Source organism: Pseudomonas oryzihabitans, assembly GCF_001518815.1.
GTDB classification, from domain to species: Bacteria; Pseudomonadota; Gammaproteobacteria; order Pseudomonadales; family Pseudomonadaceae; genus Chryseomonas; species Chryseomonas oryzihabitans_E.
Genome location: NZ_CP013987.1, coordinates 1,023,462 through 1,047,349, shown reverse-complemented (window position 1 = coordinate 1,047,349; position 23,888 = coordinate 1,023,462). Strand labels below are relative to the sequence as shown.

Below are 23,888 nucleotides of genomic sequence, written 5' to 3'. Positions count from 1 at the left end.
CGGGAGCGTTAGACTGGTGGACTTTTCCCGTCACCCGAGTCCGCCATGCCGATCCGTCACGCCATCGTCCATCTGATCGACAAGAAGCCCGACGGCCAGCCCGCGACCCTGCACGCGCGGGACGCCACCCTTACCGATTCCCAGGCCATCGAGAATCTGCTGGCCGATCTCAACGACAGCTACAACGCCAAGCCCAACAAGGCCTGGGGCCTGTTCCACGAGGAATCCGGCGCCTACCCCTTCAGCGGCTGGCTCACCGCCTACCTGGAAGGCGAGCAGGATTTCGTCGCCTTCAGTCGCCAGGCGGTGGAGCACCTCAAGAGCCTGATGGAGAGCAGCAACCTCTCCACCGGCGGCCATGTGCTGTTCGCCCAGTACCAGCAGGGCATGACCGACTACCTGACCATCGCCCTGCTGCACCACAGCGAGGGGGTGACCGTCACCGAGAGCCTGGAGGTGGCCCCGGCCAAGCACCTGGACCTGGGCCAGCTGCACCTGGCGGCGCGCATCAACCTCTCGGAATGGCGCAACAACAAGCAGTCGCGCCAGTACATCTCCTTTATCCGCGGCAAGGGCGGCAAGAAGGTCTCGGACTACTTCCGCGACTTCATCGGCTGCCAGGAAGGCGTCGACGCCAAGGGCGAGACCCGCACCCTGCTCAAGGCCTTCAGCGACTACGTGGAAAGCGAGGACCTGCCCGAGGAAGCCGCCAAGGAAAAGACCGATACCCTGGTGGACTACGCCAGCAGCCAGGCCAAGCGTGGCGAGCCCATGGCCCTGGATGCCCTTTCCGAGCTGATGGACGACCAGGCCCCGCGTGCCTTCTACGACTACATCCGCAACAAGGACTATGGCCTGGCTCCGGAGATCCCGGCGGACAAGCGCACCCTCAATCAATTCCGCCGCTTCACCGGCCGCGCCGAAGGGCTGTCGATCAGCTTCGAGGCGCACCTCCTGGGTTCGCGTATCGAATACGACGAAGGCCAGGACCTGCTGATCATTCGCGAGGTGCCCAGCCAGCTCAAGGACCAGCTCAAGCGGCGCAATGACTAGCCTGAACGCAGCGAGCACGGTCATCGGCGAATGACCGTCGAGCCTCCTGGACACCTGGGGTTGCAAACGCGATCACCGATCGGGCGCCCCCGGCTGGACAGCGGCCGGCCAAAGGGGGCACAAGATGTCCCTTCTTTTCCTTATCCTCCGAAAAAGTCGAAACCATGAGCCAGTACCCCTTCGAACGCCGCATCGTCATTACCCTGCAATCGAACAATGAACTGACGCTCGACGCCGCCCTCGACCAGGCCGTGTCGCGCATCAAGCAGGGTGAGACCCACGGTGGCGACGAAGGCCTGGCCACCGCCTACAGCTTCCATGTGGATACCGTGGCCGAAGGCCCCTCCGGCCCGGTGGACCTGGGCGAATACCTGGGCCGCCCGGCGACCAAGGCCGAGCAGAGCGTGGTGGACGCCGGCGTGGTCCCGCGCTTCCGCCTCGGCCAGACGGTGGCGGTGCAGGTCGGCAATGGCGAACCCAAGCCCAGCAGCATCCAGGAAGTACGCCTCTTCCCCCAGGTGGAAGGCCCCTGCTGGCTGTACCTGGTGGAAGAGCGCGTCCATCGCGACTACCTGCCGGCGAAGAAACTGCGGGCGATCTGAGCAACGACACGCTGTTGGGCTTCGCTGGCGCTCAACCCAACCTACCGACCCGTAGGTTGGGTTGAGACGGCTTCATCGTCGAAGCCCAACAGGCAGGCCTGAGCGCCACGATGTTGGGCTTCGCTGGCGCTCAACCCAACCTACCGACCCGTAGGTTGGGTTGAGACGGCTTCATCGTCGAAGCCCAACAGCCAGACCTGAGCGCTACAATGTTGGGCTTCGCTGCGCTCAGCGCCAACCTACCGCGCCGTAGGTTGGGTTGAGACGGCCTCACCGTCGAAGCCCAACAGCCAGACCTGAGCGCCACGATGTTGGGCTTCGCTGCCGCTTAGCCCAACCTACCAGTCTCCCGTAGGTTGGGCTGAGACAGCTTCATCGTCGAAGCCCAACAGGCAGGCCTGAGCCCAACAGCCCCACTCAACCGAACGCGGCGATCTGGCGATAGAGCGACAGCGCTGGCGCTGTGGTCGTGCCGGTCATCTGGGTGAGGATACTGCCATCCAGCGCGATGCTCGCCCCTGCGCCCTGTCCGTCCGCCGGCAGCACCGTCCACTGGGGTGCACCATCGGCACCGGTGCTGATGTTGAAGGTCGGCGCCGACAACTGGGCGGTTTCCTGAGCGGCAGCGGTCGCCACGCCGCCAGGGCTGAGGCCATTGATGAGCTGGCTGCTCAACTGATTGGGATGCCAATCCGGCATGCCGGGATTCAGCGTACCGAGGATGCCGGCATCTTCCGTGGCGGCGGGAGCCCAGTTCCAGGACGCGGCACCCTGATCCTGCGGGGAAAGCCCGGAGAAGGCCACGTTGGCCGCATCGGTGCCACGCTGCGCGCCTTCGAAATAGGCAAGCTGACGTTCAGCCGAAGTGAAGGTGCCCGAATCGTCGCTGGCGATACGCGTCAGGCTGTCGCTGTCCAGGTTGGCGAAGGGATCCTGGGTGGAGGCGTCGGCATAGCGACTGTCGTTACGCGTCAGGCTGTCGCTGTCCAGGTTGGCGAAGGGATCCTGGGTGGAGGCGTCGGCATAGCGACTGTCGTTACGCGTCAGGCTGTCGCTGTCCAGGTTGGCGAAGGGATCCTGGGTGGAGGCGTCGGCATAGCGACTGTCGTCATGGTAATAGCTCACCAGCAGGTGATTGGCCGCCTGCTTCGCCAACTGGATACGGTCGGGACTGGCCCCCTCGGGCATCTCGCCGAGCACGGCGGCGTCGGTACCCTGGCTGCGGATCTGTTGCTGGAGGATCTGCATGAAGCTGTCGAGATCGCTGTTACCGTTCGACTGGCCCGGCAACAGCCTGGCAATGAGCTGGGCGGCGGGCGACAGGTCCACCGCGACATCGGTGCCGGCTGGGGTTCCCCCCGCGCTGGCGGAATCGGCGGCGGGTGCGCCCTGATTGCCGGTAGCGCTCGGATTGGCAGGCTGAGTCCCTGTCGTTGCCGTCGAAGTCTGGCTGTCGATCGCCCTCATGGTCGTGCCCTCCGGCCGCCCAGGCGGCCTGTCTCAGCATCTTTATGCCATACCCGTCTTAGGTTTTACTTAAGGCCGGGGCAAGGATCGGAGACGCGACGCGGGAAAGACACAGGCGACAGGCGCTAGCCCCGCCGCTCCCAGACCTCGCAGGCATAGGCGGGACGATCGTCCTCGGCCGCATGCTCCTGCCGCGAGACGAGCTGCCAGTCGCTCTCCTGCCATGGGGGAAAGAAGACATCGCCTTGCGGCGCCAGGGCGACTCGGGTCAGGTAGAGGCGCTGCGCCTGGGGCAGGGCGTCGGCGAACAGCTGGGCACCACCGATCAGCATGATCTCGGCTGCCTGGTGCTCAAGGGCCCAGGCCTCGGCGCGCTCGACCGCCGCCGCCAGCGAGGTGCGGACCTCGGCACCTTCGGCCACCAGATCAGTCTGACGGGAGACCACCAGATTCAGCCGTCCCGGTAGCGGGCGGCCAAGGGAGTCCCAGGTCTTGCGACCCATGACCAACGGCTTGCCGAGGGTCACGGCCTTGAAATATTTGAGCTCCGCCGGCAGGTGCCAGGGGAGACGATTGTCGATGCCGATGACGCCGTTATCAGCTACGGCAACGATCAGGCTAAGGGGGAGAGAAGTTTTCATGGTGACAGAGCATAACAGAGGCGTTAACAGCAGGGACGCCAGGGACTATCCTCGGCGTTTTTGCCGCAAGGGCGTCCCCGCGTGACCGCACCCCCTTCTCCCGCCTTCGAAGATCTCTGGCTGACCGAAGCCCTGCGCCTGACCGAGGAAGACAGCGGCCCGCTGGAAGACGCCGAGGCCAATCGCCAGGCACGAGCAGCCGGTGGTGCCTTCGAGACGCGCCTGGTGACCCGCGCCCGGCTGCTCGGCCAGCGTGACGGTCTGCTGGCCGCGCGGCGCCGTTGGCGCCAGGGCGCGGTGCTGGCCGCCTGGCTGCTCGGCATCGTGGCGCTGTTCTGTGGCGCCGGCCTCGCCGCTGGCGCCCTGGGCGACGGCAGTCGCCCGGTCAATGTGTTCTGGGCGCTGGGCAGTCTGCTCGGTCTCAATCTGCTGAGCCTCGCGGTCTGGGCCCTTGGCCTGCTGGGGGGCGGACGGCAGCTGGCCTCGCCGCTGGCCCGGCTCTGGCTGTGGCTATCCGGTCGCCTGGCGCGCGATGCCCGGGCCCTGCACCTGGGGCCGGCACTGGTCGGCCTGCTCGGCCGCGCCCGCCTGCTGCCCTGGGCCCTGGGCGGCCTGGTCCATGGCCTCTGGCTACTGATCCTCGGCAGTGCCCTGGCGACCTTGCTGGCGCTGCTCTCCGGACGCAGCTACCTGTTCGTCTGGGAGACCACCCTGCTCGGCAGTGACACCTTCGTGCTCCTGACCCAGGTGCTGGGCGCCCTGCCCCACCTGCTGGGCTTTCCCCTGCCCGATCCGGCCAGCATCGCCGCCAGTGGCGATGCGGCCAGCCCCCTGGCCGCTGCACGCCAGGCCTGGGCTGGCTGGCTGCTCGGGGTGGTGCTGGTCTATGGCCTGCTGCCACGCCTGCTGCTGACCCTGCTCTGCCTGTGGCGCTGGCAGCGCGGCCGCCAGCGGCTGCGCCTGGACGTGGAGCGCCCTGGCTATCTGCAACTGCGTGAACGCCTGCTGCCCACCAGCGAACGCCTGGGCGTGAACGACGCCGCCCCCGCGCACCTGCCCCAGCAGGACGCCGGTGGTCTTACCCGCACCGGCGACGAGGCGCTGCTGGTAGGCATCGAGCTCAGCGACCATACCTGGCCGCCGCCGCTGCCCGAGGGCGTGCGAGACGCCGGCGTCCTCGACGACGGTCAGGGGCGCCGGCACCTGCTCGAACAGCTGACCCGCTATCCAGCGCGCCGCCTGCTGATCGCCTGCGATCCCCGCCGCTCACCGGATCGCGGTACCCTGACGCTGCTGGCAGAACTGTCGCGCTGCGCCACGGCGACCCGCATCTGGCTGCTGCCCGCGCCCCTGGGTAGCAAGCTCGATCCGATCCGCCTGGATGACTGGCGCCAGGCACTGGACGCTCTGCATCTGGCACACTGCGAAGGCGATCAAACAGAATTGGCCTGGCTGGAGACGAATCCATGAGCGGCCCCCTGCGCCTGGCGCTGGTTGGCCACACCAATGTCGGCAAGACCTCGCTACTGCGCACCCTGACCCGCGACGTCGACTTCGGCGAGGTCTCCCATCGCCCCAGCACCACCCGTCACGTCGAGGGCGCGCGGCTGTCGGTGGATGGCGAGGCCCTGCTGGAGCTCTACGACACGCCCGGCCTGGAAGACGCCATCGCCCTGCGCGACTACCTGGAGCAACTGGAGCGCCCCGGCGAACGCCTGGACGCCGCCACCCTGCTCGAGCGCTTTCTCGACAGCGTGGAAGCTCGCCAGCGTTTCGAACAGGAAGCCAAGGTGATCCGCCAGTTGCGCGCCTCCGATGCCGGTCTCTATGTGATCGACGCCCGCGAGCCGGTGCTGGCCAAATACCGCGACGAACTGGCGGTGCTGGCTGGCTGCGGTCGACCGCTGGTGCCGGTACTCAATTTCGTCGCCGCCGAGGGCCACCGCGCCGACGACTGGCGCGCGACCCTGGCCCGCCTCGGGCTGCATGCCCTGGTGCGCTTCGACAGCGTCGCGCCGCCGGCGGACGGCGAGGCCCGTCTCTACGAAAGCCTGGCGACCCTGCTGGAAAGCGGCCGCCCAGCGCTGCAACGGCTGATCGCCGACCATGCCGAACAGGCCCGGCGCCGCCATCAGCAGGGCGTGCGCCTGATCGCCGAACTGCTGGTGGACGCCGCCGCCGCGCGGCGCAGCGTGGCGCCCGGCGAAGCCGAGGTGAGCACCGCGACCGCCGAGTTGCGCGATGCCCTGCGTAGCCGCGAACAACGCTGCGTGGAAGAACTCTTGCGGTTGTTCGGCTTTCGCCCGGGTGATGCCCATGCCAGCGACCTGCCGCTGCTGGACGGGCGCTGGGGCGATGACCTGTTCAATCCGGAGACCCTGCGCCTGCTGGGCATTCGCCTGGGCGGCGGCGTGGCGGCCGGCGCCGCGGCAGGGGTCGGGCTCGACCTGCTCGCCGGTGGCCTGACCCTGGGCGCCGCCACGGTGCTGGGTGCCCTGGCCGGTGGCCTGGCGCAGACCGGCGGCCACTACGGCCGGCGGCTGTTCGGCAAGTTGCGCGGCGGGCGGGAGCTGTCCATCGACGATGCCGTGCTGCGCCTGCTGGCGCTACGGCAGCGTCAGCTGCTGGCGGCGCTGGAAATCCGCGGTCACGCCGCCCAGGGCGCGATCGAAGTGGCCGCGCCTGACGAGCAGCGCTGGCGCGAGGGCAAGCTGCCCGCCGCCGTGCAGGTGGCGCGGGCCCATCCGGAATGGTCGGCGCTCAATCCGCGTCCGCGCCTGCAGGCCGACGACCGCCAGACCCGTATCGACGAGATCGCCGCGGCCCTGGACGCGGACGCCTAGCCGCGCTCCACCTCGGCGAGAAAGTCCGCCACCAGGGCCATGCAGACCTCGCGCTCTTCCACATGGGGCATGTGGCTGGAGTCTTCGAAAATACGCCAGCGCACGTCCGGTATGAGCCGCTCGAAGGGCTCCACGCAGGCCGGCGTCGCCTCGTCATGGCGGCCGGAGATCAGCAAGGTCGGCACCCGGATCCGCTCCAGCCGCTCGGTCACGCTCCAGTCCCTGAGACTGCCGATCACATGGAATTCGGTCGGGCCATTCATGGCGTGATAGACGGTGGGGTCGGCGTCGATGGCGGCGAAGGTACGCGCCACCTCGGCCGGCAGGGGCTGTACCCGGCAGACGTGGCGGGCATAGAAGACCTCGCTGGCGGCGCGGTACTCCGGTGAGGCGGTGGTACCGGCCGCCTCGTGGCGCTCCAGGGTGGCCTGCACCTCGGCTGGCAACTCGGCCCGCAGTCCAGCCGCCGCCGCGCGCCAGAGCGCCATGGAAGCCGGTGAATTGGCGATGATCAGTCCTTTCAACCCCGGCGGCTGGCGCACCCCATGCTCGGCAGCCAGCATCCCGCCCCAGGACTGGCCAAGCAGCACGTACTCAGCGATACCCAGGTGGCGCAGCAGGTTGTTCAATTCGTCAAGAAACAACGCCACTGTCCAGAACCCCGGATCGATGCCGCGCAGGTGGGTGGAACGGCCATTGCCCAATTGGTCGTAATGCACCACAGGCCAGCCGTGCTCGGCCAGATCCTTGAAGCTGTCGACATAGTCATGGGTGCAGCCGGGACCGCCATGAGCCACTACCAGCGGCAGCCGCCCGCTGGCCAGGTCGCCGGTGACCCGGTACCAGGTCTGGTGGCCTTGGAAATCGGCGTAGCCTTCTCGAACCTGCATGGATGCCTTCCTCGTCTGGATGGGAACGGGGTCAGGCTAGCGGGCGGGTGGCAGGGGGATAACTGGGAAAAGTTGTAGGTTTGGGGAGTGAGTTGATTCGCGGAACCAGCAGATTCCCTGCGAGGGAGGGTCCTTGTACGGCGGATGATACCTTGACGCTAGACAGCCCCCTCCCCCGCAAGCGGGAGAGGGGGTAATCCGGTGTGCAGGATAAGTTTCCTACGCAAGGACAAACCCCTGCGTAGGGTGGATGACGGCGCAGCCTCATCCACCGACACATGGAAGGGTCAATGCGACTTGAGCCCCGCCGCCGTCAGCACCAATCTCAACACCCAGGCCACCACACCGAGCGCTACCAGGCTGCAGGCCCAGATGCCGGCCATCCAGGCCAGCCGCTGCCAGAGCGGCTTGTTATCGGCGGGGTTGGGTACGCGCGAGCGGCCGACCATCAGTGATAGCCCTCCCCCGTCCGGACCTTGCCACGGAACACGTAGTAGCCCCAGAAGGTGTACATCAGGGTAATGGGAATGATGAACAGGGTGCCGATGAGCAGGAACAGCTGGCTCTGCGGCGGCGACGACGCCTCCCAAATGGAAACTGCCGGCGGGATGATGTTCGGCCAGAGGCTGATGCCCAGGCCACTGTAGCCGAGAAAGATCAGCGCCAGGGTGAGCAGGAAGGGCGCATGGTGCGAGTCCTCGCGCAGGATGGCGCGCAGCAGGGCCAGGGTCACCACGCCCACCAGGATCGGCACCGGCAGGAACCAGATCAGGTTGGGCATGCTGAACCAGCGGGCGGAGATGGCCGCCTGGCTCAGCGGCGTCCAGATGCTCACCACCGCGGTGAAGGCCAGCAGCAGGAACAGCAATGGCTTGGTCAGGCGGCGCATGGTGGCCTGCAGCGGGCCTTCGGTCTTCATGATCAGCCAGGTGCTGCCCAGGAGAGCATAGGCGACGATCACGCCCAGGCCGCAGAACATCGAGAAGGGCGTCAGCCAATCCAGCGGCCCGCCGACGTACTGGCGATTCTCCACCGGGAAGCCTTCGATGAAGGCACCCAGGGCCACGCCCTGGCAGAAGCTGGCCAGCAGCGAGCCGAAGATGAAGGACTTGTCCCATAGGGCTTCCTTGCCTTCCTGGACCTTGAAGCGGAACTCGAAGGCCACGCCGCGGAAGATCAGGCCGATCAACATGAAGATCAGCGGCAGGTACAGCGCCGGCAGGATCACCGAGTAGGCCAGCGGGAAGGCGCCATAGAGCCCCGCCCCGCCCAGCACCAGCCAGGTCTCGTTGCCGTCCCAGATGGGCGCCACGGTGTTCATCATGACGTCGCGGTCTTCCTTGCCCTTGACGAAGGGAAAGAGGATGCCGATGCCCAGGTCGAAGCCATCCATGACCACGTACATCATGAGGCCGAAGATGATGATGATCGCCCAGATCAGCGGGAGGTCGATGCCAGGGATGCCGTTCATGTGCGGTCTCCGGTCAGCTGGTCGGTGGGGTTTTCTTCTTCCAGGCCGCCATCGGCACCGGACAGCGGACGCTTGGGATGACGATCGGTGCCCGGGCCGCCGGAGGTGGGCAGGTCGCCTTCACCGGTGTGCGGACCCTTGCCGATCATGCGCAGGGCATAGAGGGTGCCGATGCCGAACACGGCGAAGTAGACCACCACGAAGGCCACCAGGGTGATGCTCAGCTGGGTGACGCTGTGGTTGGACACCCCGTCCTTGGTGCGCAACAGGCCGTAGACGATCCACGGCTGGCGGCCCACCTCGGTGGTGAACCAGCCGGCCAGCAGGGCGATGAGGCCCACCGGGCCCATGCAGGTGACCAGGCGCAGGAAGCCGCGAGTCTCGAACAGCTTGCCGCGCCAGCGCAGCCAGGCGCTCCACAGACCAGCGGCGATCATCAGCATGCCCAGGGCGACCATGATGCGAAACGACCAGAACACCACATAGGCCGGCGGCCGGTCTTCCTTGGGGAAGTCCTTGAGCGCCGGGATCGGCTCGGTGAGGCTGTGCTTGAGGATCAGGCTGCCCAGTACCGGGATCTCCAGCTTGAAGCGGGTTTCCTCGCGCTCCATGTCCGGCCAGCCGAACAGGATCAGCGGGGTCGCCTCGCCGGGGGGATTCTCCCAGTGGCCTTCCATCGCGGCGATCTTGGCCGGCTGGTGCTCCAGGGTGTTGAGGCCATGGGCGTCGCCGACGAAGGCCTGGATTGGCGCCACCAGCAGGGCCATCCACATGGCCATGGAAAACATCTTGCGCACGGCCGGGTTGTCGTTGCCGCGCAGCAGGTGCCAGGCCGCCGAGGCGCCGACCAGGAAGGCCACCGACAGGTAGGCGGCGATGGTCATGTGCGCCCAGCGGAAGGGGAACGACGGGTTGAAGATCACCGCCAGCCAGTCCACCGGGACGATGCGCCCGTCGACGATCTCGTAGCCGCTCGGGGTGTGCATCCAGCTGTTGGACGACAGGATCCAGAAGGTCGACATCAGGGTGCCGATGGCCACCATCACCGTCGAGAAGAAGTGCAGGCCGCGGCCCACGCGATTCCAGCCGAACAGCATGACGCCAAGGAAGCCGGCCTCGATGAAGAAGGCGGTGAGCACCTCGTAGGTCAGCAGCGGACCGGTCACGGCGCCGGCATAGTCGGCGAAACCGCTCCAGTTGGTGCCGAACTCATAGGCCATCACCAGACCGGACACCACGCCCATGCCGAAGAAGATCGCGAAGATCTTCAGCCAGAAGTGATACAGATCCTTGTAGACGTGGTTGTCGGTCTTCAGCCAGAGCCCTTCGAGCACGGCGAGAAAGCTCGCGGTACCGATGGACAGCGCCGGGAAGACGATGTGGAAGGACACGGTGAAGGCGAACTGGATCCGGGCGAGATCCAGGGCTTCGAGGCCGAACATAGCTATTCCTCTCAGGCACGCCGGCTGTCGAGGGCAGCCGGTCGAGATGACGCTGACCGAGGTTCGAGCCCCAGGCATCGCCAGCGGTTCTAGCGGGACGCTAAAAAGGTGGCGCGGCTAGCCGATCAGGCGTGCCCGGAAACTGACGTGGATCAACGTCAGGCTTTAGAGTAGACCTCTTGGATACATTTGCTTACGCGGTTCGATGTCGCACTGGGCAGGCTGTCGCACCCCAGGTGCGCTGTTTCAGCCGTCGACCGCGTCATTGCGGCGGGGCTTTTTCGGCCGCAGCGGCGGCATTGCCACTCCTCACCATAGCCCTGCCATGAGCCGCCGCGGCGCCTGGCCCCGCCAGCGGAGCATCGAACCGCAGAAAATCGCTGGCCCATTTTTTCACGAACGCCTGAACCACCCCACTAGGTTGTCTGACGATTAGTCTCCAGGTGGCTTAAGATGCCGCCTCTGCCCCCGCGAGCCCCAGTCATGTCCGGCGATACCCTGCAGCTGCGTCACCATCGTCCCTTCGTCGCCTTCTGGTTCGCCCGCGTCTGTACTGCTGGCAGCTTCCAGATGCTGACCGTGGCCATCGGCTGGCACCTCTATTCCCTCACCGGCAACGTACTCGACCTGGGGCTGGTGGGCCTGGTGGAGTTCCTGCCGCGGGTGCTGTTCATGCTGCACACCGGCCATGTCGCCGATCGCTACGATCGCCGCCGGGTCGCGGCCCTCTGCCAGACCGGCCAGGGGCTGATCGCCCTGGTGCTGCTGGTGGGCAGCCTGAACCAGGCGGTGACCCGCGAACTGATCTTCATCCTGGCCTTCTGCCTGGGCACCGCCCGTGCCTTCGAGCAGCCGACCACCCAGGCGCTGCTGCCCAACATCGTGCCACCGGCGATCTTTCCCCGCGCCATCGCCGCGGCGGCTTCGGCCATGCAGGGCGCCACCATCATCGCGCCCGCCTTGGGTGGCCTGCTCTATGCCCTGGGCGCCGCCTGGGTCTACGGCCCGGCCGTGCTCTTCTATGGCATCGCCATCCTGCTGGTGTCGAGCCTGCCGGCACGGCAGACGCCCAGCCAGAAGGAAAAGCCAACCCTGGACAATCTGCTGGCCGGCATCCGCTTCATCAAGAGTCGCCCGGACGTGCTCGGCGCCATTTCCCTGGATCTGTTCGCCGTGCTGCTGGGCGGCGCCACCGCCCTGCTCCCGGTGTTCGCCGCCGACATCCTGCTCACCGGGCCCTGGGGCCTCGGCCTGTTGCGCTCGGCACCCGCGGTGGGCGCCCTGGGCATGTCCTTCCTGCTCGCCTACGTCAGCCTGAATCGCCACGTCGGGCGCGTCATGTTCGGCTCGGTGGCGCTGTTCGGCGTGGCCACCATCGCCTTCGGGCTATCCACCTCGCTGTGGTTCTCGCTGGGCACCCTGGTGGTGCTGGGTGCCGCCGACATGGTCAGCGTGGTGATCCGCAGCTCTTTCGTCCAGCTGGAAACCCCGGATGCCATGCGCGGCCGGGTCAGCGCGGTCAATGGCCTGTTCATCGGCGCCTCCAATCAGCTCGGCGAATTCGAGTCCGGGGTCACCGCGCACTACTTCGGCACGGTGCCCGCCGTGGTGCTGGGCGGCGTCGGCACCCTGGTCATCACCGGGGCCTGGATGAAGCTGTTCCCGGGTCTGGCCAAACGCGATCGCCTGCACGAGCCACGCGTCGACAGCTGAGCCGCCCGTCACCGCCACGGTCGTTCATCCGCCCTGAACGACCGTTCGGCCCAGGGGACATTTATCGCGCAAACCTTAATCGCAAAATGTGATCCATATCACATACCGATCGAGTCTTGAGGTTTCCATGCATACCCCCCTTTCCATAGCCGCTCGCCTGAGTCTGGGCTTCGGCCTCATCCTGGTGCTGATGCTGCTGATCACCCTGGTCGGCGTCCAGCGCGTCAACGTCATCGACGACACCCTGACCGCCGTCAGCCAGGGCGCCAGCGTCAAGCAGCGCTACGCCATCAACTTCCGCGGCAGCGTCCACGACCGTGCCATCGCCATCCGCGATACGGTGCTGATCCACGACGCCGCCCCCCTGACCAACCGCCTGGCCGACATCGATCGCCTCAAGGCCTTCTATAGCCAGTCCGCCGCCCCCATGGATCAGCTCTATGCCAGCCAAGGCGCTACCCCTGAGGAGCAGCGCCTGCTCGCGGCCATCAAGGAGATCGAAGGCATCGCCCTGCCCTTGACCGATCGCCTGCTGCAGCTGCGTCAGGCCGGTGATTTCGAAGGCGCCCGGGTGTTCCTGCTCGACCGCGTCTCGCCGGCCTACGTCGAGTGGCTCAAGCGCATCAATGCGCTCATCGATCACGAGGAAGCCATCGCCAGCGGCCATCTGGGCGAAGTTCGTACCATCGCCGGCGGCTTCCGCTGGCTGATGCTGGTGACCTGCGCCATCGCCCTGCTGCTGAGCGTGACCGTCTCCATTCTGCTCATTCGCCAGATGGGTGCGACCCTGGGCGGCGAGCCCCACGCCGTGGCTGCGGCCATTCGCCGGCTGGCCGAGGGCCGCCTGGACGAGCGTCCTGCCACGCGTCACCCGGACAGCGTCATGGGCACCCTGGGCAGCGCCACGGCGCACCTGGGCGAGACCATCGTCCAGGTACGCAGCACCGCCACTTCGGTCGCCGCGGCCGCGGCCCAGTTGCAGAACACCGCCCAGACCAACCAGCGGCACACCGATGTCCAGTCCAACCAGGCCCAGCACATGGCGGCGGCGGTCACCGAACTGGCCGCCACCATCGGCGAGGTCGCCGGCTACGCCGCTCAGGCCGCCCAGGCCACCGGCAATGCCAGTACCCAGGTGGACACCGGCAACCAGCTGGTGGCCAGCTCCGGCCAGGCCATCGGCCAACTGGTGCAGGCCTTGGAGCAGGCCAGCGTGACCGTGCAGCAGGTGTCCAGCGACAGTGCCAGCATCGAGAACATCGTCGCCGTCATCAACGGCATCGCCGAGCAGACCAATCTGCTGGCGCTGAATGCCGCCATCGAAGCCGCCCGTGCCGGCGAGCAGGGCCGCGGCTTCGCCGTGGTGGCCGACGAGGTACGTAACCTGGCGACCCGCACCCAGGAGTCGACCCGCGAGATCCGCGGCATGATCGCCACCCTGCAGGAAGGAGCCAGCCGCGCCTCCGCGCAGATGGAAGAAAGCCGCAGCCAGGCCCATGAGACTGCCGAGCTGACCCAGCGCGCGGTCACGGCCCTGGCGGCCATTCGGGCCGACGTTGGCTCGGTCAACGCCATGAATGCCCAGATCGCCACCGCAGCCGCCCAGCAGACCGCGGTGGCCGAAGAGGTCAACGAGAACATCAACCGCATCCACTCGGCCACCCTGGAAACCGCCAGCGGCTCGCAGCAGATCGCCGGGGCCAGCCGTCAACTGGCGGAACTGGCCGAGGATCTGGAACGCCGCATGAGTCTGTTCCGCACCGCCTAGACCTGAACATCCGGCAACGCTCCCGGGCTGAACCTAGCGGCAAGCGTGACGGTCAGCAGTCAGACACCTTTTCCCGCACAGGAGTCTGGACATGCAGCTTTCCCTAAACGGTCAGGTCGCCCTGGTCACCGGTGGCAGCTCCGGGATCGGCGCCGCCGTCGCCGAAGCCCTGGCCAAGGCCGGTGCCGCCGTCGCCATCAACTACCATTCCAGCGCCGAGCCGGCCGAGGAATTAGCCAAGCGTATCGAGGATGCCGGCGGTCGCGCCATCGCCGTCGGCGGTGACGTCGGCGACGAGGCCGAGGTCCAGGCCCTGTTCGACCAAACCCTGGAAGCCTTCGGCCGGCTGGACATCCTGGTCGCCAATTCCGGCCTGCAAAAGGATGCGGCGGTCGCCGACATGTCACTCGAGGACTGGAACACGGTGATCAACACCAACCTGACCGGCCAGTTTCTCTGCGCCCGGGCGGCGATCCGCCAGTTCCGCAAGCAGGGCCGCGACGAGAACATTTCCCGCGCGCTCGGCAAGATCATTCACATGAGCTCGGTGCACGAAGTCATTCCCTGGGCTGGACACGTCAACTACGCGGCCTCCAAGGGCGGGGTCAATCTGCTGATGCGCAGCCTGGCCCAGGAAGTCGCCGCCGAGGGCATCCGCGTCAACAGCATCGCCCCGGGCGCCATCGCCACCGCCATCAACGAAGAGGTCACCGGTGACGAGGCCAAGGCGCGCGAGCTGCTCAGGCTGATCCCCTACAAGCGGGTCGGCCATGTCGATGACATCGGCAACGTGGCGGTTTTCCTGGCCAGCGACCTGGCCGACTACATCGTCGGGACGACCCTGTTCGTCGACGGCGGCATGTGCCTCTATCCAGGATTCGAAGACAATGGCTGATTCCTCCTCCGTGCACGCCCGCCGCAGTATCGGCGCCCACGGTGTCATCGGCGACCTGCGCACCTGCGCCCTGGTCGCCACCGACGGCACCATCGACCACTTCTGCTGGCCGAATCTGGACAGTCCCTCGGTGTTCGCCTCCCTGCTCGACTCGGAAAAGGCCGGTTACTTCAGCCTGGCGCCGGTCTGGGAGGATGCCCGTGAACAACAGCTCTACCTGCCGGACACCAACATCCTGCAGACCCGCTGGCTTTCGGCGGACGGCGTTGCCGAGGTCACCGACCTGATGCCGGTGTGCAGCAGCGACGACACCAAGCCACGCATCGTGCGCCGCGTGCAGGCGGTGGCCGGAAGCTGCCGTTTCCGCCTCGTCTGCGCTCCGGCCCACGACTATGCCCGGGCCCAGACCCGGGCGCGTCTGGTGGATGGCGGTGCCCTGTTCGAAGCCGACGGCCAGCCGACCCTGCGCCTGGCTTCCAGCGTCACCCTGCAGGTGGAGAACAATATCGCCTACGGTGAATTCGAGCTGGAACAGGGCCAGCAGCTGGACTTCGTCTTTGGCTGCGAAGAGGACGACAAGGTCGTCACCGGGCAGAGCGATCTCTGCTTCGAGGAGACTCACTCCTACTGGACCCGCTGGGCCGCCAAGAGTCATTACCAGGGTCGCTGGCGCGAGATGGTCACCCGTTCCGCCCTGGCGCTGAAGATGCTGACCTCATGCAAGCACGGCTCCATCGCCGCGGCCGCGACCTTCAGCCTGCCCGAGGCCCTGGGCGGCGAACGCAACTGGGACTACCGCGCCTCCTGGATCCGTGATGCCTCCTTTACCGTCTACGCCTTCATGCGTCTGGGCTACACCCAGGAGGCCAAGGACTTTACCCACTGGGTAGGTCAGTGCGTGGAAAACAGCCACAACGCCCCGGAAAAGCTGCAGATCATGTATCGCCTGGACGGTGGCCTGGATCTGCCCGAGGAAACCCTCGACCACCTGACGGGCTACGCGAATTCCAGTCCGGTGCGCATCGGCAACGAGGCCTACAAGCAGGTCCAGCTGGACATCTATGGCGAGCTGATGGACGCCATCTACCTGTCCAACAAATATGGCGAGGCCATCTCCCATCACGGCTGGAAGGACGTGGTGCGGATGATCGATCACGTCTGCGAGAACTGGAATCAGCCGGATGCCGGTATCTGGGAGATGCGTGGCGATCCCGAGCATTTCCTGCATTCGCGCCTGATGTGCTGGGTAGCCATCGACCGCGCCATGCGGCTGTCAGTCAAGCGCTCGCTGCCCATGCCCTACGAGCGCTGGTACGCCGCCCGCGCCGCCATCCAGGAAGACATCTGGGAAAACTTCTGGAACGCCGAGCTGGGGCACTTCACCTCGACGCGCCATGGCAAGAGCCTGGACGCGGCCCTGCTGCTGATGCCCCTGGTGCGCTTCGTCAGCGCCACCGATCCCATGTGGCTGGCCACCCTGGACGCCATCAAGACCAACCTGGCCTACGACGGCATGATCCGCCGCTACAACCCGGTCGATACTCCGGCGGACAACCTCAAGGGCGAGGAAGGCGCCTTCGTCGCCTGTGCCTTCTGGTACGTCGAGTGCCTGGCCCGTGCCGGCCGGGTCGACGAAGCCCACCTGGAGTTCGAGAAGCTGCTGGGCTATGCCAACCCGCTGGGCCTGTACGCCGAGGAGCTGGACAAGCGCGGCTATCCCCTGGGCAACGTGCCACAGGCCCTGTCGCACCTGGCCTTGATCAGCACCGCCTTCTTCCTGGATCGCAAACTGAGCGGCCGGGATCCGCAGTGGCAGCCGTAGGTTGATCTGGATCGCGGTCCTGGGTCGCTCCTGAGGTATCCGTAGGAGCGGCCCATGGCCGCGATGCCGTCAGTAGTCGTGACGATTATGAAAAGGCCGAAGGCTGGCGATAGGCAAGCTTTCCCTCCCGCTATCCTCTCCACACTGGTGCTACAGCGCCGAATCCATCGCGGCCATGGGCCGCTCCTACATGCGCATCGAGCGACCGCCTGACAAAGGTTCGACCCCTCGCCTGGATGACGACGCCGTCTCATCCACACAAGGATCACGAAGGGGTTCACTAGTGGAACCTGAAAGTGGAGTAGCTCAAACACTGAGGAAAGTCAGCTAACCCTTCACGCCACCCGGCTTTGCCCCAGCGCCTCGTTGACGCAGTTGGCCATGTCGTCGATGTGCCAGGGTTTGGGCATGAAACGGGTCCGGCCGGCGCCGCGTGGGACCGTCAGGCGATCACCCGAGGTGAGGATTACCGGAATGTGTGGCCAGCGTTGGGAGACGAGTTGGGCCAGCGCTTCGCCATCCAGCCGGCCCGGCATGCGCACATCGGTGAAGAGCACATCGATGCGAGCGCCGTTCTGCTCCAGATAGCTCAGCGCCGCATCGGCGGTGGACACGGCCACCACCTGCAGATCCACCAGGGACTCGAGCGCTTCGGTGGCCAGTTCCCGCAGCAACGGCTCATCCTCCACCAGTAACAGTAGAGGACGATAGCCGCCGAGAAGGGAAGATGCTTGTGTCATAACCAACAGACTTTGCCAAACAGGCGCGGTTCTGGCTGCCTGGCCCAGTCTCGACCAAAGTCGACCACCGGCAGTGGCAACCCCTCTAAGCGGTATTTTTCCAGCGTTTCGCTGAGCCTAGGCGTTCACCTTGACAGCCCGCTGTGATATTCTTTCTTGTTTGAACGATCAATAAAAAAAGAACCCTATCCCTTTTGGCAGCTCGTAAGGAGTCCCCATGAGTGCGACGCCCTCATCCGGCACCGTAAAGCTCAATCCCCCCGCCTTCTATTGCGCGGCGGCAGTGATCCTGCTGTTTTCCCTGGTTGTCATCGGCTGGCCCGATCAAGCGGGCGTCTGGTTGCTGCAGGCGCAGACCTGGGCTGCCAACACGGTCGGCTGGTATTACCTGCTCGCCATGTCGCTCTACCTGGTGTTCGTGGTGGTCACCGCCCTGTCCGGCTACGGCAAGATCAAGCTCGGTGCCGACCACGACCAACCCGAGTTCAGCTACCTGTCCTGGGCCGGCATGCTGTTCGCCGCCGGCATCAGCATCACCCTGTTCTTCTTTTGCGTGTCCGAACCCCTTACCCACTTCACCCAACCCCCGGCAGGTGAAGGCGGTAATTCGGCGGCGGCCCGCCAGGCCATGCAGATCCTCTTTCTGCACTGGGGCCTGCATGGCTGGGGCGTCTTCGCCCTGGTGGCCATGTCCCTGGCCTATTTCGCCTACCGGCACAATCTGCCCCTGGCCCTGCGTTCGGCGCTCTATCCGCTGATCGGCAAGCGCATCAACGGTCCCATCGGGCACGCCGTGGACGCCTTCGGCATCATCGCCACCATCTTTGGCCTGGGCGCCGACCTGGGCTTCGGGGTGCTGCACCTCAACGCCGGGCTCGACTACCTGTTCGGCATCAGCCACAGCCACTGGGTACAGCTGGTGCTCATCGTGCTGATGATGGGCGCCGCCATCGCCGTGGCCGTGTCCGGCGTGGACAAGGGCGTGCGGATCATGTCCGACATCAACATGGTGCTGGCGGTCGCCCTGCTGCTGTTCGTGCTGTTCGCCGGTCCTACCCAACATCTGCTCAACACCCTGATCCAGAACATCGGCGACTATCTCGCCGCGCTGCCGGGCAAGAGCTTCGACCTCTATGCCTATGACAAGCCCTCCGACTGGCTCGGCGGCTGGACGGTGTTCTACTGGGCCTGGTGGATCGCCTGGGCGCCCTTCGTCGGGCTGTTCATCGCCCGCATCTCGCGCGGCCGCACCATCCGCGAATTCGTCTTTGGCGTCCTGTTCATCCCGCTGGGCTTCACCCTGGCCTGGCTGTCGATCTTTGGCAACAGCGCCCTGGAACTGGTCCTCGGCCAAGGCATGACCGGCCTGGCACAGACCGCGCTCACCGATCCCGCCATGGTCTTCTACCAGGTGCTGGAAACCTATCCGGCCAGCCGCGTGGTGATCAGCGTCGCCGTACTGGTGAGTTTCGTCTTCTTCGTCACCTCGGCCGACTCCGGCACCGTGGTGCTATCGACCCTGTCTTCCAAGGGCGGCGAGGCGGACGAAGACGGTCCCAGATGGCTGCGGGTGTTCTGGGGCGCCGCGGTGGCCCTGGTCACCGGCGGGCTGCTGTTCGCCGGCAGCATGGATGCGCTCAAATCGGCGGTGGTGCTGACCTCCCTGCCCTTCTCGGTGGTCGTCCTGCTGATGATGTGGGGCCTGCACAAGGCGCTTCACCTGGAATCTCAACGCCAGCGCGCGCGACTGCATTCCCTGGCGCCGGTGGCGACCAACGGCAAGGCCCGCCACGGCGGCTGGCGCCAGCGGCTGTCCCAGGCGGTGTACTTCCCCTCACGGGACGAGGTGTACCGCTTCATGGACAGCCTCGTGCGGCCGGCCATGGAAGAGATGGTCGAGGTCTCGCGGGAGAAGGGACTGGTGGTGGAAACCCAGTTCGATTCCACCAATGCCAACCTGCAGCTGACCATCGGTCACGGCGAGGAGCACCCCTTCATCTATCAAGTGATCATGCAGGGCTACTTCACGCCCTCCTTCGCCCGCGCCGGCATCGGCCGGCTGCACCTGAAGAACCGTCGCTACTACCGCGCCGAGGTGCACCTCACCGAAGGCAGCCAGGACTACGACCTGGTGGGCTACAACCGCGAGCAGATCCTCAACGACATGCTCGATCAGTACGAACGCCACCTGCAGTTCCTGCACCTGGTACGCTAGAAGGTGGTTTTTTCGTAGACTGAAAGGCCATTGAAAGCGATAGACGTCGTATAATCGCTCCCAGGGTCGGCCCCGTGCCGGTCCCGGGGTCGGTACGCCTCGCCGGTCCCCTCGTCGTTTGGAGACCGTCTTGCCCATCCCGCCCGCCAACCTGCCCTATCCTCCCCTGCTGCAATGGCTTGCCCTGATCCTCTGCTCGGCCCTGGTCGGGGGCGGACTCAGCTGGCTGCAGGTGCCCGCCGCGCTCTTTCTGGGCCCCATGCTGGTGGCCATCGCCTTTGGCGTCAGCGGCGCCAGCATCCGTCTGCCACGGCGCCTGTTCCAATCCGGTCAGGGGGTGGTGGGCTGTCTGATCGCCCATGCCATGACCGCCGCGGTACTGCTCACCGTTGCCGAGCACTGGCCGGTGATGCTGCTGGCGACCGCCCTGACCGTCTTGCTCAGCCTGCTCACAGGGGCCCTGCTGGTACGTTTTGGCGGCCTGCCCGGTAGCACCGCGGCCTGGGGCACCACGCCCGGTGCAGCTGCGGCCATGGTCGCCATGGCCGAGGAATACGGCGCCGATCCGCGTATCGTCGCCACCATGCAATACGTGCGCGTGGTCTGCGTGGTGCTCATCAGTGCCCTGGTGGGCCGGCTACTGGGTGCGGAAGGCAGCGGCACGGGTCATCAGGCCACCGGCATCAGCCTTGACGGACACTTCGCCTTCAACCTGGCGCTGACCCTGGCAGTAGCCCTGGCCGGCAGCTGGTTGGGCGGGCGGTTGTTTCCCGCCGGCGCCCTGCTGTTACCCATCGCCTTGGGCACCCTGCTGCAACTCAATGGCTGGCTGGATATCACGCTGCCACACTTGCTGCTCGCGGCCGCCTATGGCGCCATGGGCTGCTATGTCGGCCTGAGATTCGACCGGGCCACCGTCAGCTATGTCTGGCGGGCCCTGCCCAAGATGATTTTCGCCTCGCTGCTGCTCATCGCCCTGTGCGCCTTGTCGGCGCTGCTGATGGCGCGGCTGATGCACGTCGATTTTCTCACCGCCTACCTGGCTACCAGCCCAGGCGGACTGGATTCGATGGCCATTATCGCGGTGGATGCCCACGCCGATGTCGGTCTGGTACTGGCCATGCAGGCACTACGGCTGATCGGCGTGGTACTGACCGGGCCACTACTGGCCCGGCAGCTGGTCAAGCTTGCCCGCACCTAGCAGGAGGTGCGGACGCCGGGGCCTAGGCCGAACGGCGACGTTCGACCTGGGCAGTGATGTTGTAGCCCTCGGCCGCATGGCCACGGACCACGACGCGCGCATCGGGATAGAAGCCCTTGAGGCGCTGCTCGAAGAGAAAGTAGATCTCCGCGCCGACCTGGATTTCCGCCGGATCGGTCAAGGTCAGGGAAAAACTGCGTACAGGATCGGCGGCATGCTGCAGCTCGTTCTCCTCGATGCGCTGCATGGCGTCTTCGACGATTTGTTCGGCGATCTGCGACATCTGTGACCTCCTGGTCAGGTACTGGCTGATTCACCATCCCCATGGACGGCTGTTTCGCTAATGACCACGAGCACGGCGAGAGGATTCGTTCTCTCTGCAAGATTCCGACGAAACTGTAGACTTGTATGACTTTACGACTTTCATGACGTCTCAATCGGCCGGGTTGCGGTCTCCTGCACACCGAGGACGAGGAAGCTGCCCCGCCATGGTCGACGCTGACGATCACCCCACTCCGCCCCGTAATCCGGCCACCCAGCGCCTGGCACTCTGGCTGCTCGTCTGCGCCGTCGCGGTGATCCTGGCACTGGAGTCCTGGCAGGTGTGGCGCAACTACCAGAATGCCTTTGCCAGCGCCCGCAGCGATGTCGGCAACATCGCCCTGGCAGCGGCCCAGCACGCCGACGATGCCATCAAGGAAGCCGATTCGTTGCTGGTCAGCATCCGTGACCGCCTGGAGGACCAACCGCTCGACCAGCTGGATCGCCCGCGGGTGCATCGCCTGCTGGCACGCCAGGCGACTCTGCTGCCGCAGCTCCACGGGTTGTTCATCTACGATCGCGACGGCAACTGGCGGGTGACCGACAAGAGCAGCAACCCGCCCCAGGCCAGCAACGCCGACCGTGAGTATTTCCAGTTTCACCGGGAACATCCGGAAGACCGGCTGCACGTCGGCGCCGTGATCGAAAGCCGCAGCACCCATGAGCTGATCATTCCGGTGTCGCGGCGCCTGGAAGACCGCGCTGGCCACTTCGCCGGGGTCCTGCTCGCCACCATTCGCCTGCAGTATTTCGTCGACTATTACGCCCGCTTCAAACTGGACGGCCGGGGCGCCATCACCCTGGCGCTGGACGATGGCACCCTGATGGTACGGCGCCCCTATGTGCCCGAGCACGTCGGCACGCCGCTGGCCAGCAGCGTGCTGTTTCGCCAGTACGTGACCCAGGCGTCCACAGGTACCGCCCTGGTACGCGCCATGATCGACGGGCGCGAGCGCCTCTATGCCTTCCAGCACCTGGAAGGTTATCCGCTGGTGGCCCTGGCCGGCATCTCCAAGAGCGATATCCTCGCCAGCTGGCGCCAGGACATGCTGCGTTCGGTGACGGTGGTGGGCCTCATCATCCTTGGGATGCTGATCTTCGGCTTCAGCCTCTTGCGGGAAATCCGCGCCAGCGAGCGTATCGAAGCGGCCCTGCGCCTGGCCCATGATGAGTTGCACAAGCTGACGCTCAAGGACAGCCTGACCGGCCTGGGCAATCGCCGGCAGTTCGACACCCTGCTGCCGGTGGAACTGGCGCGGGCGCAGCGCAACCATCAACCGCTCAGCCTGCTGATGATCGACATCGATCACTTCAAGGCCTACAACGATCACTACGGTCATCCGGCGGGTGATCGCTGCCTGCAGGCGGTAGCTGGCGTAGTGGCCTCGGCAGCACGGCGCCCGGGCGATCTGGCGGTACGCTACGGCGGCGAGGAAATGGCTCTCTTGCTACCCAACTGCGACGCGGCCGGTGCCCAGCAGGTGGCCCTTGCGGTCCAGGAGCGGCTGCAGGTTCTGGAGGTACCCCACGCCACCAGCGCCTTCGGCCGCATCACCGTCAGCCTCGGCTTCGCCGTCCAGACACCCGGCGGGCTGCAGCCGCCGCAGCCCGCCGAGCTGCTGGCCAATGCCGACGCCGCCCTCTATCGCGCCAAGCACCTGGGGCGTAATCGCACCTACCCATCGGTGGACCCCGACGACGATCAGCCGCAGATCATGCCACCGCGGTAGTGCACCCGATCCTTGCCGGCGCGCTTGGCCTGGTAGAGCTCGCCATCGGCCTGCTTGAGCAGATCGGAAGGCTGATAACCCGGGGCCAGGCGCGCAACACCCGCACTGAAGGAAAAGCAGGTACCGGTGCTGGTGTTGCTGCGGATGTCATCGAGCAGCGCCTGCAACCGCTGCGCCAGGTACCGCTCGTCCTCGGCCTCCAGCAACATGCCGAACTCCTCGCCGCCCAGGCGGCCGAAGCGGCCAGCGGGAAAATGCCGGCCCAGGATGGTCGCGATTTCCTTGAGTACCTGGTCGCCCACGTCATGGCCGAAGCGGTCGTTGATCCGTTTGAAGTCATCGATATCGAGCATGGCGAAATACCAGGACGGCGAGGCCTCCTCGCAGACCTGCTCCATGTCCAGCATCAGCGCCCGTCGATTGCTGATGCCGGTGAGGGCATCGGTCTCCGCCTGCCGCCGGTAGTTTTCCTTGAGTTCCAGGGTGCTGGCGACGATACGCACGAAGGTGGCGTTGAGCAGCACGCCCAGGGCCAGGCTGGCGCCGAGCATCACCACGAACAGCGGCAGGCCCATCGCTGCGACCAGGTCCATCTGCCCGTAGAAGAGCAGCAGCCAGACGGCAGCGGCGGCGATGCCGTAGTCGAGCACATGGGAAAAGAGGATGGTCGAGCCCAGGGTGATGACGATGGCCATGGGAATCATCCAGGCCTGGCCGGGCTCGCCCATCTGCAGGATCTGGAAACGAAAGGCCAGGGCTTCGAAGAGCACGAATACCAGGGCGAACAAGCGCCAGACGACAAAGCGCCGCGCCGTGGCCATCGTCAGGCACGAGCCGACCATCCCGCCAAAGGCCAGCCAGCCACACAGCGGGACCCCAGCGCTCAGGAAGGGGTTGATCAGCACACTGATCAACCAACCCAGGATGCCAGTGGTCTGCGCCAGCACATTGGGCAACTGCAGCATTTGGCGAATATGAGTCTGATAGGTCATTGCATAACTCGAACGCCAAATTTAGTGGCCAACTGACATCATTAGATGCTATCCCATTCGTTGCGTTTCGTCGGCGAAAAGC

20 protein-coding genes and 1 pseudogene are annotated in these 23,888 nt (G+C 65.9%); 12 read left to right on the top strand and 9 right to left on the bottom strand.

The genetic code is table 11. The annotated features are described in order from the left end of the window. Positions 1-45 precede the first annotated feature (45 nt). Together yejK and APT59_RS04780 are read left to right on the top strand one after the other, a co-directional pair. Positions 46-1,053: a nucleoid-associated protein YejK gene (gene yejK / locus APT59_RS04785; RefSeq protein ID WP_059313802.1), complete on the top strand. Its 1,008-nt coding sequence runs from the start codon at positions 46-48 to the stop codon at positions 1,051-1,053. A gap of 164 nt (positions 1,054-1,217) precedes the next feature. Next, positions 1,218-1,655 carry a hypothetical protein gene (locus APT59_RS04780; protein ID WP_017640942.1) on the top strand — a complete coding sequence of 146 codons (438 nt, stop codon included), beginning with the start codon at positions 1,218-1,220 and terminating at the stop codon, positions 1,653-1,655. A 417-nt stretch (positions 1,656-2,072) separates the two neighbouring features. On the opposite strand, the gene APT59_RS22360 is transcribed toward APT59_RS04780, so the two are convergent. Beyond that, entirely contained in the window at positions 2,073-3,122 is a 1,050-nt protein-coding gene (locus APT59_RS22360) for a hypothetical protein (protein WP_059313801.1), read from the bottom strand. Between the two features lie 125 nt (positions 3,123-3,247). After that, positions 3,248-3,763: a dihydrofolate reductase gene (locus APT59_RS04770; RefSeq protein ID WP_059313800.1), complete on the bottom strand. Its 516-nt coding sequence runs from the start codon at positions 3,761-3,763 to the stop codon at positions 3,248-3,250. Between the two features lie 81 nt (positions 3,764-3,844). Here APT59_RS04770 and APT59_RS04765 point away from each other — a divergent pair, with 81 nt between their 5' ends. Next, positions 3,845-5,233, top strand: coding sequence for a DUF2868 domain-containing protein (locus APT59_RS04765; protein ID WP_059313799.1), 1,389 nt, complete (start codon positions 3,845-3,847; stop codon positions 5,231-5,233). After that, entirely contained in the window at positions 5,230-6,606 is a 1,377-nt protein-coding gene (locus APT59_RS04760; protein WP_059313798.1) for a GTPase/DUF3482 domain-containing protein, read from the top strand. Before APT59_RS04765 ends, APT59_RS04760 begins: the two co-directional genes overlap by 4 nt. Here APT59_RS04760 and APT59_RS04755 read toward each other — a convergent pair. The 4 genes from APT59_RS04755 to APT59_RS04745 form a co-directional block, all read right to left on the bottom strand. Continuing rightward, a complete protein-coding gene (locus APT59_RS04755) occupies positions 6,603-7,496 on the bottom strand; it encodes a proline iminopeptidase-family hydrolase (RefSeq protein ID WP_059313797.1) in 894 nt (297 codons plus the stop codon). The genes APT59_RS04760 and APT59_RS04755 overlap by 4 nt on opposite strands. A 287-nt stretch (positions 7,497-7,783) precedes the next feature. Continuing rightward, a complete protein-coding gene (locus tag APT59_RS22090; protein ID WP_082696286.1) occupies positions 7,784-7,945 on the bottom strand; it encodes a DUF2474 domain-containing protein in 162 nt (53 codons plus the stop codon). After that, a complete protein-coding gene (gene cydB, locus APT59_RS04750; RefSeq protein WP_059313796.1) occupies positions 7,945-8,967 on the bottom strand; it encodes a cytochrome d ubiquinol oxidase subunit II in 1,023 nt (340 codons plus the stop codon). The genes APT59_RS22090 and cydB overlap by 1 nt, the downstream gene beginning before the upstream one ends. Continuing rightward, positions 8,964-10,409, bottom strand: a complete 1,446-nt coding sequence (locus APT59_RS04745) for a cytochrome ubiquinol oxidase subunit I (protein ID WP_059313795.1) — start codon at positions 10,407-10,409, stop codon at positions 8,964-8,966. The genes cydB and APT59_RS04745 overlap by 4 nt, the downstream gene beginning before the upstream one ends. A gap of 483 nt (positions 10,410-10,892) precedes the next feature. On the opposite strand from APT59_RS04745, the gene APT59_RS04740 reads away from it, so the two are divergent. The 5 genes and pseudogenes from APT59_RS04740 to APT59_RS04725 all read left to right on the top strand — a co-directional run bounded on the left by APT59_RS04740 (position 10,893) and on the right by APT59_RS04725 (position 16,607). Beyond that, positions 10,893-12,122: an MFS transporter gene (locus APT59_RS04740; protein ID WP_167348554.1), complete on the top strand. Its 1,230-nt coding sequence runs from the start codon at positions 10,893-10,895 to the stop codon at positions 12,120-12,122. 127 nt (positions 12,123-12,249) lie between these two features. Continuing rightward, positions 12,250-12,720: pseudogene (locus APT59_RS22870) on the top strand (MCP four helix bundle domain-containing protein); the annotation flags it as partial. Between the two features lie 111 nt (positions 12,721-12,831). Beyond that, complete coding sequence (locus APT59_RS22865; protein WP_420480505.1) at positions 12,832-13,890, top strand: methyl-accepting chemotaxis protein; 1,059 nt, start codon at positions 12,832-12,834, stop codon at positions 13,888-13,890. Positions 13,891-13,981: 91 nt separating this feature from the next. Further along, complete coding sequence (locus APT59_RS04730) at positions 13,982-14,785, top strand: glucose 1-dehydrogenase (protein ID WP_059313793.1); 804 nt, start codon at positions 13,982-13,984, stop codon at positions 14,783-14,785. Next, positions 14,778-16,607 carry a glycoside hydrolase family 15 protein gene (locus tag APT59_RS04725; RefSeq protein WP_059313792.1) on the top strand — a complete coding sequence of 610 codons (1,830 nt, stop codon included), beginning with the start codon at positions 14,778-14,780 and terminating at the stop codon, positions 16,605-16,607. Before APT59_RS04730 ends, APT59_RS04725 begins: the two co-directional genes overlap by 8 nt. Before the next feature lie 335 nt (positions 16,608-16,942). Here the strand turns inward: APT59_RS04725 and APT59_RS04720 are convergent, their stop codons facing one another. Continuing rightward, a complete protein-coding gene (locus tag APT59_RS04720) occupies positions 16,943-17,347 on the bottom strand; it encodes a response regulator (protein WP_237140569.1) in 405 nt (134 codons plus the stop codon). A 217-nt stretch (positions 17,348-17,564) separates the two neighbouring features. Here APT59_RS04720 and betT point away from each other — a divergent pair, with 217 nt between their 5' ends. Further along, positions 17,565-19,562, top strand: a complete 1,998-nt coding sequence (betT, locus tag APT59_RS04715; protein WP_059313790.1) for a choline BCCT transporter BetT — start codon at positions 17,565-17,567, stop codon at positions 19,560-19,562. A gap of 130 nt (positions 19,563-19,692) precedes the next feature. Next, on the top strand, positions 19,693-20,763 hold the full coding sequence (locus APT59_RS04710; protein WP_059313789.1) for an AbrB family transcriptional regulator: 1,071 nt from the start codon (positions 19,693-19,695) through the stop codon (positions 20,761-20,763). A gap of 22 nt (positions 20,764-20,785) precedes the next feature. Here the strand turns inward: APT59_RS04710 and APT59_RS04705 are convergent, their stop codons facing one another. After that, complete coding sequence (locus tag APT59_RS04705; RefSeq protein ID WP_059313788.1) at positions 20,786-21,046, bottom strand: hypothetical protein; 261 nt, start codon at positions 21,044-21,046, stop codon at positions 20,786-20,788. A 205-nt stretch (positions 21,047-21,251) separates the two neighbouring features. Here APT59_RS04705 and APT59_RS04700 point away from each other — a divergent pair, with 205 nt between their 5' ends. Further along, on the top strand, positions 21,252-22,814 hold the full coding sequence (locus tag APT59_RS04700) for a diguanylate cyclase (protein ID WP_059313787.1): 1,563 nt from the start codon (positions 21,252-21,254) through the stop codon (positions 22,812-22,814). Here APT59_RS04700 and APT59_RS04695 read toward each other — a convergent pair. Beyond that, positions 22,787-23,806 (bottom strand): GGDEF domain-containing protein, encoded by a 1,020-nt coding sequence (locus APT59_RS04695; protein WP_059313786.1) that lies wholly within the window; start codon positions 23,804-23,806, stop codon positions 22,787-22,789. The genes APT59_RS04700 and APT59_RS04695 overlap by 28 nt on opposite strands. Positions 23,807-23,888: the final 82 nt, after the last annotated feature.

What these genes read in the sequence shown, in the direction of transcription:
- yejK (WP_059313802.1), top strand. Translation starts at nt 46, where the DNA reads ATGCCGATCCGTCACGCCATCGTCCATCTGATCGACAAGAAGCCCGAC.
- APT59_RS04780 (WP_017640942.1), top strand. Translation starts at nt 1,218, where the DNA reads ATGAGCCAGTACCCCTTCGAACGCCGCATCGTCATTACCCTGCAATCG.
- APT59_RS22360 (WP_059313801.1), bottom strand. Translation starts at nt 3,122, where the DNA reads ATGAGGGCGATCGACAGCCAGACTTCGACGGCAACGACAGGGACTCAG.
- APT59_RS04770 (WP_059313800.1), bottom strand. Translation starts at nt 3,763, where the DNA reads ATGAAAACTTCTCTCCCCCTTAGCCTGATCGTTGCCGTAGCTGATAAC.
- APT59_RS04760 (WP_059313798.1), top strand. Translation starts at nt 5,230, where the DNA reads ATGAGCGGCCCCCTGCGCCTGGCGCTGGTTGGCCACACCAATGTCGGC.
- APT59_RS04755 (WP_059313797.1), bottom strand. Translation starts at nt 7,496, where the DNA reads ATGCAGGTTCGAGAAGGCTACGCCGATTTCCAAGGCCACCAGACCTGG.
- APT59_RS22090 (WP_082696286.1), bottom strand. Translation starts at nt 7,945, where the DNA reads ATGGTCGGCCGCTCGCGCGTACCCAACCCCGCCGATAACAAGCCGCTC.
- cydB (WP_059313796.1), bottom strand. Translation starts at nt 8,967, where the DNA reads ATGAACGGCATCCCTGGCATCGACCTCCCGCTGATCTGGGCGATCATC.
- APT59_RS04745 (WP_059313795.1), bottom strand. Translation starts at nt 10,409, where the DNA reads ATGTTCGGCCTCGAAGCCCTGGATCTCGCCCGGATCCAGTTCGCCTTC.
- APT59_RS04740 (WP_167348554.1), top strand. Translation starts at nt 10,893, where the DNA reads ATGTCCGGCGATACCCTGCAGCTGCGTCACCATCGTCCCTTCGTCGCC.
- APT59_RS22865 (WP_420480505.1), top strand. Translation starts at nt 12,832, where the DNA reads ATGCTGGTGACCTGCGCCATCGCCCTGCTGCTGAGCGTGACCGTCTCC.
- APT59_RS04730 (WP_059313793.1), top strand. Translation starts at nt 13,982, where the DNA reads ATGCAGCTTTCCCTAAACGGTCAGGTCGCCCTGGTCACCGGTGGCAGC.
- APT59_RS04725 (WP_059313792.1), top strand. Translation starts at nt 14,778, where the DNA reads ATGGCTGATTCCTCCTCCGTGCACGCCCGCCGCAGTATCGGCGCCCAC.
- APT59_RS04720 (WP_237140569.1), bottom strand. Translation starts at nt 17,347, where the DNA reads ATGACACAAGCATCTTCCCTTCTCGGCGGCTATCGTCCTCTACTGTTA.
- betT (WP_059313790.1), top strand. Translation starts at nt 17,565, where the DNA reads ATGAGTGCGACGCCCTCATCCGGCACCGTAAAGCTCAATCCCCCCGCC.
- APT59_RS04705 (WP_059313788.1), bottom strand. Translation starts at nt 21,046, where the DNA reads ATGTCGCAGATCGCCGAACAAATCGTCGAAGACGCCATGCAGCGCATC.
- APT59_RS04700 (WP_059313787.1), top strand. Translation starts at nt 21,252, where the DNA reads ATGGTCGACGCTGACGATCACCCCACTCCGCCCCGTAATCCGGCCACC.
- APT59_RS04695 (WP_059313786.1), bottom strand. Translation starts at nt 23,806, where the DNA reads ATGACCTATCAGACTCATATTCGCCAAATGCTGCAGTTGCCCAATGTG.